Origin of the sequence: Arcobacter aquimarinus, from assembly GCF_013177635.1 — a bacterium.
In the GTDB taxonomy this organism is placed as follows: Bacteria; Campylobacterota; Campylobacteria; order Campylobacterales; family Arcobacteraceae; genus Aliarcobacter; species Aliarcobacter aquimarinus.
In genome coordinates, this window is record NZ_CP030944.1 from 819,899 (window position 1) to 831,835 (window position 11,937).

Annotated in this window: 11 protein-coding genes; 9 read left to right on the forward strand and 2 right to left on the reverse strand. The window is 26.8% G+C overall.

The annotated features are described in order from the left end of the window. On the forward strand, positions 1–765 hold the full coding sequence (gene map, locus AAQM_RS04070; RefSeq protein ID WP_129096220.1) for a type I methionyl aminopeptidase: 765 nt from the start codon (positions 1–3) through the stop codon (positions 763–765). Between the two features lie 12 nt (positions 766–777). Continuing rightward, a complete protein-coding gene (infA, locus tag AAQM_RS04075) occupies positions 778–996 on the forward strand; it encodes a translation initiation factor IF-1 (protein ID WP_014473706.1) in 219 nt (72 codons plus the stop codon). 181 nt (positions 997–1,177) lie between these two features. On the opposite strand, the gene AAQM_RS04080 is transcribed toward infA, so the two are convergent. Then, a complete protein-coding gene (locus tag AAQM_RS04080) occupies positions 1,178–1,390 on the reverse strand; it encodes a hypothetical protein (RefSeq protein WP_129096219.1) in 213 nt (70 codons plus the stop codon). Between the two features lie 126 nt (positions 1,391–1,516). On the opposite strand from AAQM_RS04080, the gene AAQM_RS04085 reads away from it, so the two are divergent. From AAQM_RS04085 to AAQM_RS04115, 7 genes are all read left to right on the forward strand, one after another. After that, positions 1,517–2,185 carry a uracil-DNA glycosylase gene (locus AAQM_RS04085; protein ID WP_129096218.1) on the forward strand — a complete coding sequence of 223 codons (669 nt, stop codon included), beginning with the start codon at positions 1,517–1,519 and terminating at the stop codon, positions 2,183–2,185. Then, on the forward strand, positions 2,179–3,387 hold the full coding sequence (locus AAQM_RS04090; RefSeq protein WP_129096217.1) for a hypothetical protein: 1,209 nt from the start codon (positions 2,179–2,181) through the stop codon (positions 3,385–3,387). The genes AAQM_RS04085 and AAQM_RS04090 overlap by 7 nt, the downstream gene beginning before the upstream one ends. Positions 3,388–3,431: 44 nt before the next feature. Next, positions 3,432–5,189 (forward strand): aspartate--tRNA ligase, encoded by a 1,758-nt coding sequence (aspS, locus tag AAQM_RS04095; protein WP_129096216.1) that lies wholly within the window; start codon positions 3,432–3,434, stop codon positions 5,187–5,189. A gap of 20 nt (positions 5,190–5,209) precedes the next feature. Further along, a complete protein-coding gene (locus AAQM_RS04100) occupies positions 5,210–5,995 on the forward strand; it encodes a metal ABC transporter solute-binding protein, Zn/Mn family (protein ID WP_129096215.1) in 786 nt (261 codons plus the stop codon). 101 nt (positions 5,996–6,096) lie between these two features. Then, a complete protein-coding gene (locus AAQM_RS04105) occupies positions 6,097–8,682 on the forward strand; it encodes a chemotaxis protein CheW (protein WP_129096214.1) in 2,586 nt (861 codons plus the stop codon). 81 nt (positions 8,683–8,763) lie between these two features. Then, a complete protein-coding gene (locus AAQM_RS04110) occupies positions 8,764–10,524 on the forward strand; it encodes a YgiQ family radical SAM protein (protein ID WP_129096228.1) in 1,761 nt (586 codons plus the stop codon). Positions 10,525–10,526: 2 nt separating this feature from the next. Further along, positions 10,527–11,159: a LysE family translocator gene (locus AAQM_RS04115; RefSeq protein WP_206731604.1), complete on the forward strand. Its 633-nt coding sequence runs from the start codon at positions 10,527–10,529 to the stop codon at positions 11,157–11,159. 68 nt (positions 11,160–11,227) lie between these two features. Here AAQM_RS04115 and AAQM_RS04120 read toward each other — a convergent pair whose 3' ends face one another. After that, entirely contained in the window at positions 11,228–11,869 is a 642-nt protein-coding gene (locus tag AAQM_RS04120) for an adenylate kinase (protein ID WP_129096213.1), read from the reverse strand. Positions 11,870–11,937: the final 68 nt, after the last annotated feature.

The following is an 11,937-nucleotide window of genomic DNA, read 5'->3' on the forward strand; positions in this document are numbered from 1 at the left end:
ATGGCTATTCCATTGAGAAAACCAAACGAGATAGAAAAACTTCGTGTTGCAAATATTGCAGTTGCAAAAACTTTAAATTATTTAAAAGCTAATGTTAAAGCTGGTATGACTTTAAAAGAAGTTGATGCTATGGGGGAAAAGTTTATAAGAGACTTAGGAGCTAGACCCTCATTTAAAGGTTTATATGGTTTTCCAGCTGCTATTTGTACTTCATTAAACGAAGTTATTATACATGGAATTCCTAGTGATATTGTCTTAAAAGAAGGTGATATCCTTGGTCTTGATATCGGAACAGAAGTTGATGGATGGTATGGTGATTCAGCAATTACAATGCCTATTGGTACTATTTCTAAAGAAGATGAAGCTTTAATTGCTTGTGCAAAAGACTCTTTGTATTATGCTATTGATGTAATTAAAGAGGGTATGAGATTTAAAGAATTATCTAAATTGATTGAAGATTTTATAGTATCAAGAGGCTATCAACCACTAGTTAGATTTTGTGGACATGGTATCGGTAAAAAACCACACGAAGAACCAGAAATTCCAAATTATTTAGAAAATGGAAATACAAAATCTGGACCAAAAATCAAAAATGGAATGGTATTTTGTATAGAGCCTATGATCTGTTGTAAAGATAGAAATCCTGTTATTTTAGATAATGGATGGGATGTTGTATCAAAAGATGGATTAAGAGGTAGTCATTATGAACACACAGTTGCTGTAATTAATGGAAAAGCAGTTATTTTAAGTAATTCGGAAGATTAAGGGGAAAAAAAAGTGGCAAAAGATGATGTAATAGTAATAGATGGTAAAGTAATTGAAGCTTTACCAAATGCTATGTTTAGAGTAGAATTAGATAATGGACATGTAGTATTATGTCATATCTCAGGAAAAATGAGAATGCATTATATAAAAATATTGCCTAATGATACTGTAAAGGTAGAAATAACACCTTATTCATTGGATAAGGGAAGAATAACTCATAGATATAAATAATTATCTTATCTATAAAATTAAATAAGGAATATTTCCTTATTTAATACTTCTAAAAATACTTACTCAAGTTTGAACAATCATTTTAAAATATAAAAAACTATGAAGCTGTTATTAAAATAGTAGTTCGCACACTTTAAAAAAGTCATACTAATTTACTCAGCTCCATAGTTTTTTATATTATTTAATTTATTATATTTTTTGTAACACTAATTTCTTTTTCTATTAATTCTTTTTGTTCTATTAATAATTCTAAATGTTTTTTTAACATCTCTTTATTTTTATATGATTCAATAATAAATTCAAACAATTTTGGTCTATTTCTTTTCCAATTATGTAAAGTTGTTTTGTTTACTTCTAAATCTGATTCTAGTTTTCTTAAACTAGGTATATTCATCACTATTCCTATTTGAAATTATTTCGCATTTTATAAAATATTGGAACAAAAGTCAATATATTTTGGATAAATTTATAAATTATTGGAACAAATGATGCTAAAAGATTGATTTTTGTACAATTTCGTATGACAAAAACAGTAAAGAATCAAGTATTAAAATATTTATATAATTTAAAATCTTTTGGATATGAATATCACGAGCCTTTAAATTTTTTTACATCAGAAGTTAAAAATTTTAAATTACCTAATAATTTAAAAGATTTAAAAACAAGTGTTGAACACTGTTATTTATGTGAACTTTCGAAGTGTAGAAAAAATGTTCTTTTTGGTTATGGAAATTTGAATGCGAAAATTATGTTTATAAATGATGAACCAACTAAAACAGAGGATGAGTTATCAACATTTTATGTTGGAAATTCAGGTGAACTATTATCTAAAATGATAGAAAATGTATTAAATATTAAAAAAGAGGATGTGTATATAACAACTTTGGTGAAATGTCGAAGTTTAAATGGAGCTACAAATTCTAATATGGAAGTTTGTAATGACTATTTGTTAAAACAAATAGAATTAATTAAACCAAAATTAATTGTTGCATTAGGAGAGAAAAGTTATTCATTTTTATTAAATCAAAATGATAATTTTTCTCAAATAAGAGGTAAAGAATTAAGTTTTAATTCAATACCCTTAATTGCAACATTTTCACCAACTTTTTTATTAAGAAATCCCTCTTTTAAAAAAGATGCTTACTATGATATGTTGAAAGTCAAAAGTTATATGGAGGATTTATGTTAAGACAGATATTAGCATTAACTATCTTTGCATTTTTATTTTTTGGATGTACACAAAAACAAGTTGTTGAATTAAAACTTCCTTCAAAAGATAAAGTAGAGAAAAAAGTTGTACAGGATAAAAAAGTTGAAGAAGATGGTGTTACAATTATTGAAGAATTAGTTCCAATTGATATTCAAGAAAGTGACAATATCATTGAAGAGAATATTCCTGTAAGTGAAAATGAATTAAATCAGATAGATTCATCTGATTTAATCTCTCAACAAGAGAGTTTACAAATAGATGGTACAAGAGCTAAAATGCAAGTTGCATTTATTTATCCCTCTTCTCTTGTTTCAAAATATGCAAGAAATTCCTTAAATACTATTTCAGGATATTTGTCTTATCAAAAAGCTGATTATAATCTATTTGTTGTAGATAGCGAAAATGAGAGTGAATTTAATATTAACGATGCTTTTTCAAAAGTTAAGGAAAAAGGTATTACAAAAGTGATTGCATTATTTACTCCAAATGCTTTAAATAGTATTAATAAAGTTGTTACTAGTGATATGAAGGTATATCTACCTTTGATAGAGAAAAAAGATTTCTTAGAAGATAATGATAGTTTAATTTTTGGTTCTATTTCTTATGATGAGCAACTTAAAAAATTAAGTTATTATTCAATTGGAAATAATGCAATGTTTTATCAAGATTCATATCTTGGTTCAAAATTAAGAAGAACTTATGATTCTTTGATTCCTGATACAAGTGTTAGAAAAGAGATTAAGAAAAATGAAAAAAATTTTAGAAGTATCGTAAATGATTATAGATTAAGAAATGCTTCTTTATATTTAAATACAGATATTGTTAAAACTTCTTTAATTTTATCTCAATTAAGAGCTTATGATGTATTTCCAAAAATTATATTTTCTACCCAAATCGCTTATGATCCAATGTTGATGGTATTAACTCAGGATAAAGATAGAGAAAGATTAGTTATTGCTAATTCAATTGATGATGTTAATAGTAAATTAAAAGATGAAATAACTACTTTGGGTGGAAATATTACTTTTGAATGGGTTGATTATTCTACTTTAGTTGGAATAAATTATTTATTTTATGATAATAATTCATCTTTAATCCCAACACAAGTTGTGAATAATGAAGTAATATATACACCAAGATTATTTAAAAGTACAGAAATAGGCTTTTTAGAAATTAAGTAAAAATTAGATAAAATCGCGAATATTTATAGAAATGGAGTTAGAATTTGAGAACACATTATTGTACAGATGTAACTGAAACAAAAATTGGTGAAACTGTAACTGTTGCTGGTTGGGTAAACAGTAGACGTGACCACGGTGGAATTATATTTATAGATTTAAGAGATAAAAGTGGATTAGTTCAACTAGTTGCAGATCCAAGCGATAGCAAAGATGCATTAGCGATTGCAGAAACTGTTAGAGATGAATATGTTTTAATTGCAACAGGTGTTGTAAGAGCAAGAGGTGAGGGACTAGAAAATCCAAATCTTAAAACAGGAAAAATTGAAATTGTATTAAAAGATTTAGTTATTGAAAACAAATCAAAACCAATGCCATTTGATATTAATGATGAAAAAGTAAATGATGAAATTAAATTAAGAAATAGATTTTTAGAATTAAGATCAAATAAATCATTTAATATTTTTCAACTAAGAAGTAAAGCAGCTATTCAAGTTAGAAATACTTTAGATGAATTAGGATTCTTAGATGTTGAAACTCCAATCTTAACAAAATCAACTCCAGAAGGAGCAAGAGATTATTTGGTTCCATCAAGAGTTCATCCAGGTGAATTTTATGCTTTACCTCAATCTCCACAATTATTTAAACAATTATTAATGGTTGCAGGGTTTGATAGATACTTTCAAATTGCAAAATGTTTTAGAGATGAAGATTTAAGAGCTGATAGACAACCTGAATTTACTCAAATAGACGTTGAGATGTCTTTTTGTACGCAAGATGATGTAATTGCAGTTGCAGAAAGATTAATTTATGATGTATTTACTAAATGTGGAAAGACAGTTCCTAAAACATTTAGAAGAATGAAATATTCTGAAGCTATGGAAAAATATGGTTCTGATAAACCAGATTTAAGATTTGATATGCCACTTGTTGATGTTATTGATATTTTTGCAAACTCAACAAATGAAATTTTTGCAGATATTGCAAAAGATAAAAAAAATAATAGAATCAAAGCTTTAAAATGTAAAAATGGAGATAACATCTTCTCTAAAAGACAAATGAAAGGTTTTGAAGATTATGTAAGAAAATTTGGAGCTAAAGGTTTAGGTTATTTCCAAATGAAAGAAGATGGATTAAAAGGTCCATTGACTAAATTCTTTAGTGATGCTGATTTAGAAGAGATTGTAAAAGTAACTGAACTTGAAGTTGGCGATGTTGTATTCTTTGGAGCAGGAGCTAAAAAAATAGTTTGGGATTATATGGGAAGATTTAGATTATTCCTTGCATCTGAGATGAATATAGTTCCAGCTGATGCTTTAGAATTTTTATGGGTTGTAGATTTCCCAATGTTTGAAGTTGAAGATGGAAGAACAAAAGCATTACACCATCCATTTACAATGCCAAAATCACTTGATAATATCGATGATTTAGAAGAGATAGAATCAATTGCTTATGATATTGTTTTAAATGGAACAGAGCTAGGTGGTGGAAGTATCAGAATTCATAAAGAAGAGATTCAATCAAAAGTATTTGAATTAATGGGAATTTCACAAGAAGAAGCAAGAGAAAAATTTGGATTCTTACTTGATGCACTGCAATATGGAGCACCATCACATGGTGGATTTGCAATGGGTCTTGATAGAATGATTATGTTACTTGCTGGAACTGATTCAATCAGAGATGTAATAGCATTTCCTAAAACTCAAAAAGCTCAATGTTTATTAACTCAAGCTCCATCAAGTGTAGATGAAGAGCAATTAAAAGAGTTAAGCATTAGACTTAGAAAAACAGTATCTGATATATAATATTTAAAAAAGAGGTTAAAATGGTAAAAATTTTATTTATATTATTTTTTCCTCTTTTTTTATCTGCTAAATTTCAAGCGATTACTTATTTTCCTTTAGAGACTCATATTGTAAAAAAAATTACACAAGAAGAGATTAAGATAAGGGAAATTTCTACTATTTATAATAATAATTATGAAGAACTTCCTTTTTCCGAAGTTTCAAGATTTTCCAATGCAAAAGTTTTTTTTCATTTTGGTCTAGATGTTGAAAAAAAATATGAAGAAGTTATAAAAAATAGAAATCCAGAACTTATAGTAGTTGATTTGTCTTTGAATATTGAAAAGATAAATAATAATCCTTATATTTGGACTGATCCTCTTTTATTAAGAAAAATTGCACAAAATCTATATGAATCTTTGGTACAAATAGATAAAAATAAAGCTAGTTTATATAAAAAGAATTATGAAAAGTTTTTAGAAGAAATAGATAATACATATCTAAAAATCAAACAAAAACTTAGTAATAGTGAAGTAAATACTATATATGTTTTAGATGATTATTGGGAATATTTTGCAAAAAGATATAGAATAAAAACAATTAAAAAAGATAAGAAGTTTTTACACATAACTGAAGTTCCTGACTTACTTAAATTTACTCAAAAAAATGGGATAAAAAATTTATTATTTTATGATAATTATGATCACAATATTGCAGTATCAATAAGTTCTAATTTAGATGTCAAAATGATTGAAGATAGTATATTTAAAGATAAATGGCAAGTAAATTTATTTTCTCTTACTGAAGAATTAATTAAAAATAAATAAAATTATTTTTACTAAAAGAATAATTTTTATACATTTGTATATAAAAAAAAATCAATACAAAATATATAATTTCTTATAAACTAAAAGCTTAGGAATAAGAGATGTTAAATGATATTGTAAACTATAAAGGTATAAATGTACGAAAAGAGATTTATCCAATAATAAAACATATAGAAGATGTGGAAAAATATAAAGATGAGCTAGGAACATTAGGGTCATCATGGGATATGTTAGCTCTATTAGGTCAACTTGGTGATATAAATATTGATATTGGAAAAACTAAAGAAAATTTTTTAAATCTTACTTCTACACTATTAAATCATTTAAGTGAAGAACAAATAAAAAAAGTTACTCAGGAGATGAATTTTAAAGCTCAAGTTGCAATTGATGTACTTATTAGAAATCTTTTTGAAAGAACAGCTGATATTGGTTTTTTAGCAACAGATGATGATATTAGAACATTCATTCAAACTTTTGTTTCAAAATATAATGATGAAAGTTTAGTTTTAAGACAAAATATACAAAAAAGATTTAAGGAGTATGTCTCTAAATATTCTGTTTATTTTGATATTGTATTAGTTGATACTCATGGAAAAGTAATAGTGCGATTGAATGATGATATAAAAGTCGAAAAAATTGATACATCATTTGTTCAAAAAGTTTTAAACTCAAATGATGATTATGTAGAAACTTATAAATTTCATGATTTTGTTCCTCAATATAAAAAATCTTTAGTTTATTCATATAAGGTTAATAAAACAAATGATTCTAATTCTGAACATTTAGGAGTTCTAAGTCTTTGTTTTAGATTTACTGATGAGATGAATGGAATATTTAATAATTTAATAGATGCAAAAAATAAAGAGTGTTTGTTGATTTTGGATGAAGAGGGATTTGTAATTGCAAGTAGTGATAAAGAGCATATAAATTTAGGTGCAAAACTTCCTATTATTTTAAATGAAAATTATAAACTAATCTCTTTTTCTGGACGCGATTATATTGCCAAAACTTGTCAAACAAATGGTTATCAAGGTTTTTATGGTCTTAAATGGTATGGACATATTATGATACCTTTAGAATATGCTTTTTTGAGTAATGAATTTGAAAGTTTAGAAGTAGATAGTAAAATTATAAATGCGATGATGGAAAATGAACAACATTTTTCAAATGAGCTAAAAGAAGTTTTTAATAAAAGTAAAACTATTCAAGATAATTTATTAAGAGTTATTTGGAATGGAAATATTGCTCAAAGTAAATTAAATTCAGTAAATAGAGAATTTTCAAAATCTTTATTAAATGAGATTGGAATCACAGGAAATAAAGCAAATGCCTCTTTAGAAAATCTAAATCAAACTGTAATCTCTTCGATTTTAAAAGACAGTGAATTTTTATCTTCATTAGCTATTGATATTATGGATAGAAATTTATATGAAAGAGCAAATGATTGTAGATGGTGGGCATTAAACTCTTATTTTAGAGAATCTTTAGATGATTATTCTTCATTAAATCATAAAAAAGATGAGATAAGTTCAATTTTAAAATATATAAATGATTTATATACAGTTTATACAAATCTTATTATTTTTGATAAAAATGGAAAAATAATAGCTGTTTCAAATCAAAAAGAAGATTATTTAGTAGGAAAGATTTTGACTCAAGATTGGGTTGAAAAAACTTTGATGTTAAAAGATACTTCAAAATATAGTGTTTCTAAATTTGAAAAAACAAATTTATACAACAATGAGCCAACTTATATTTATAGTAGTGCAATTAGGTCTTTAAAGGATGAACGAGTAATAATAGGAGGAATAGCAGTTGTTTTTGATTCAACTCCACAGTTTTACGCAATGCTAAATGAAACCTTACCAAAAGATATAAATGGCGAAAAAAAAGAGGGTGTTTTTGCAATATTTACAGATAAAAATAAACAGATAATTGCATCTTCGAATGATGATTTAAGTGTTAATTCATACTTAAATATTGATGATGAGTTTTTTAAGATAAAAAATGCTCAAAATATAAGTAAAATAATAGAATTTGATGGAAGTTATTATTCTGTTGCTGTTAAGTGTTCAAATGGATATAGAGAGTATAAAAGTAGAGTAGATGATTATAAAAATGATGTTTTATGTTTTGTATTTATTCGTATTGGAAAAATAGATAGTTATGATTTTATAGAAAATAGAAAATCAAGATTTTCAACTTCATTAAAAACAAAATTTACTCCTACAAGTGTAGAGTTAGCAACATTTAATTTAGGAAAAAGATTATTAGCTGTAAATGCCAGAAATGTAATAGAATCAATAGGTATTGAAGAGTTACAAGAATCAATTGATATGGATAAAAATAATCACTTTAAAGGTATGGTTTTATATAAAGAGAAATTAATAGCAGTTTTAGATATTAGAGATTTTGTAAATGAAGAAATTACAAATGAAAAACTTACAAATATAATTTTAGTTGAATATGATAAAGATAATATTGAACATTGTGTGGGGCTTTTAGTTTCTTCTTTAGAAAATGTAAGTGTGGTTGAAGAAAAATCTATTCAACATATACAAAATCACTTTTTAGGAACAGGAACATTAATAGAAAGTTTAGTTGAAATTAAAGATTCAGAAGAATCGAAAATAGCTATGCTTTTGGATATTAAAAAAATAGATGAAAATTTAACAAAAAAGATTTAAGATTTTTTATAGTAGGGGTTAAAATCTATTTGGGCATAATACGAAAAAACTAATATATTTTAAAGAAGAAAAATGAGTAATATTAATAAACCAAATAAATTTTTACCTACAACTAAAGAAGAGATGAAACAAAGAGGTTGGGATGAACTAGATGTTGTTCTAATCACAGGAGATGCTTATATAGATTCACCATTTATGGGAATTGCAGTTGTTGGGAGAATCCTTGAAGATATAGGATTAAGAGTTGGAATAATTGGACAACCTGATGTTAATAGTGATGTTGATATAAAAAGAATGGGTGAACCAAAACTTTTTTGGGGAGTAAGTGGTGGAAGTATTGATTCAATGGTTTCAAACTACACAGCAACAAAAAAGTTTAGGAATAGTGATGATTACACTCCAGGTGGAAAAAACAATAAACGACCTGATAGAGCTACTTTAGTATATACAAATTTAATTAGAAGATACTTCAAAAATACAGTTCCTATTGTTTTAGGTGGAATTGAAGCAAGTCTTAGACGACTTACTCATTATGATTATTGGACAAATAAACTTAGAAAACCAATATTATTTGATACAAAAGCTGATTATATGGTTTATGGAATGGGTGAACAAGCTATTATTGATTTGGGAAATTATCTAAAAGAAGGAAAAGACCCAAGAAGTATAAGAGGACTTTGTTATATTTCAAAAGAGCCTGTTGAAGAGTATTTAAGAATTCCTTCACATCAAGAATGTTTGGATGATAAAGAGAAATATATTGATTTATTTAAAGCATTTTATGACAATAATGACCCTGTTTATTCAAAAGGTTTATATCAAGAAGTTGATGGAAGATATTTGATTCAAAATCCACCTAGTAGGCATATGGAAGAAGAAGAGATGGATAAAATAGCTTCTTTTCCATATCAAAGAGATGCTCATCCATATAATGCAAAAGATGGAAAAGTAAAATGTCTTGAAACTATCAAATTTTCTATTATGACTCATCATGGGTGTTGGGGAGAATGTAACTTCTGTGCAATTGCAGCTCACCAAGGACGAACAATACGAACTAGAAGTGAAAAAAATATTTTAGCAGAAGCAAAACATTTTACAACAATGAGAGATTTCAAAGGAATTATTTCAGATGTTGGAGGACCAACAGCAAATATGTATGGTTATGAGTGTAAGAAAAAAATAAATCTTGGAACTTGTGTTGATAATAAAAGATGTGTAGATGCCCATAGACTTTGCCGAACAATGAAAGTTGACCATAGTAGAAACATACAACTTTTAAAAGATATTAGAGCCGTTCCTGGAATCAAAAAAGCATTTGTAGCTTCAGGGGTTAGATATGATTTAATTACAGCTGATAAAAAATATGGAAAAGAGTATTTAAAAGAGATGATAGATCATCATATTTCAGGACAAATGAAAGTAGCACCTGAACATACAAACGATGAAGTTTTACATCATATGGGAAAACCTGGAAAACAAACTTTAGTTGATTTTAAAAAGATGTATGATGATTTAAATAAAGAATCAGGGAAAAAACAGTTTTTAACATATTATTTAATTGCTGCACATCCAGGTTGTGAAGAAAAACATATGCACGAACTAAAACAATTTACAACTCATGAACTTAAAATGAATCCAGAACAAGCTCAGGTATTTACTCCAACACCGGGAACTTACTCAGCTGTTATGTATTATACAGAAATGGATCCATTTACAAAGAAAAAGATTTTTGTTGAAAAAGACCAGAGAAGAAAAGAGAGACAAAAAGAGATTGTTGTAGCAAAAAATGCTTTTGCAAGTTCAAATAAGAAAAAAAGTTCAAGTTCAGGAATGCAAGGTTAAAAATGCAATGGTTCATATATTCAAATGAATTTTTAGTTTTAGCAGTAGCAATGTTTTTTGCATTGCTATCTCCTGGGCCTGATTTTGCAATGATTGTAAAACAAAGTGTTAGTTATGGAAGAAGAGCTTCTATATTTACAAGTATTGGAATAGGTTTAGGAATTTCAGTTCATATTGTTTATACACTTTTAGGAATAGGGCTAATTATTTCAAAGTCTATAATTTTATTTAATATAATCAAATATCTTGGTGCTGCTTATTTAATCTATATTGGATATAAAAGTTTAAAATCAAAAGGTATAAGTCTTCAAACAAATGAAGAAAAAGAAGTAGAAAAGATAAGTGATTTTAAATCTTTTTATTTAGGTTTTTTATGTAATGCTCTAAATCCAAAAGCTACACTTTTTTTCTTATCAATGTTCACAGTAATAATAAGTCCAAATACGCCACTTGATGTTCAAGCATTTTATGGATTATTCTGTATTTTAGCAACTACATGTTGGTTTCTGTTTTTATCACTAATTTTGAGTCATTTAAGAGTGAAAAACTTTCTTAGTTCATTTGGAAAATGGTTCGATAGAACGATTGGTATAGTTTTGATTTCATTAGGAATTAAAGTAGCGCTTAGTAAGTAAGAGTTTTATTGAGAATAAAAAAGGGAAGATTTTTATAATCTTCCCTTTTTTTGTTTAAAAAAAAATATTTACGCTAATGCGTTAAACATATCAGCTGTAACTTCTGAAACATCTTTTGTTCCATCAAGTTCCATAAATACACCCATTTTTGTATAGAAATCAATTAATGGTGCAGTTTGAGTATGATATGCTTCAAGTCTACTAATAACTGTTTCAGCGTTGTCATCTTTTCTGATGATTAATTCACCACCACAGTAGTCGCATTCATCTTCTTTTTTAGATGGATTAAATTCTACGTGAAATGATGCTCCACATTTAGAACATACTCTTCTTCCTGTAATTCTTCCAACAATTAATTCATCAGGAACATTTAAAGAGATTACTTTATCTAAAGAGATATTCATATTTGACATCAATTCACTTAAAGCTTCAGCTTGAGCTAGAGTTCTTGGGAAACCATCAAGAATAAAACCATTTTTACAGTCAGACTCTGCAAGTCTATCTTTGATAATACCAATAATAGTTGAATCAGGAACTAATTGACCTGCATCCATAAATTTTTTTGCTTCCATTCCCATATCAGTTTTATCAGCAATCGCAGCTCTTAAAATATCACCTGTTGAGATTTGTGGAATATTATACTTCTCAATTAAAAACTTTGCTTGAGTTCCTTTACCTGCACCTGGTGCTCCAAATAGCATTAAATTCATATTTCATTTCCTTAGTTTTTCTGTATTGTATAAAAAAAGGTTTTAATAACACATAAGGCTTAAACAGT

Excerpts from the sequence above, each read along its gene's own strand:
- map (WP_129096220.1), top strand. The coding sequence starts at position 1 with ATGGCTATTCCATTGAGAAAACCAAACGAGATAGAAAAACTTCGTGTT.
- AAQM_RS04080 (WP_129096219.1), bottom strand. The coding sequence starts at position 1,390 with ATGAATATACCTAGTTTAAGAAAACTAGAATCAGATTTAGAAGTAAAC.
- AAQM_RS04085 (WP_129096218.1), top strand. The coding sequence starts at position 1,517 with ATGACAAAAACAGTAAAGAATCAAGTATTAAAATATTTATATAATTTA.
- AAQM_RS04090 (WP_129096217.1), top strand. The coding sequence starts at position 2,179 with ATGTTAAGACAGATATTAGCATTAACTATCTTTGCATTTTTATTTTTT.
- AAQM_RS04100 (WP_129096215.1), top strand. The coding sequence starts at position 5,210 with ATGGTAAAAATTTTATTTATATTATTTTTTCCTCTTTTTTTATCTGCT.
- AAQM_RS04105 (WP_129096214.1), top strand. The coding sequence starts at position 6,097 with ATGTTAAATGATATTGTAAACTATAAAGGTATAAATGTACGAAAAGAG.
- AAQM_RS04115 (WP_206731604.1), top strand. The coding sequence starts at position 10,527 with ATGCAATGGTTCATATATTCAAATGAATTTTTAGTTTTAGCAGTAGCA.
- AAQM_RS04120 (WP_129096213.1), bottom strand. The coding sequence starts at position 11,869 with ATGAATTTAATGCTATTTGGAGCACCAGGTGCAGGTAAAGGAACTCAA.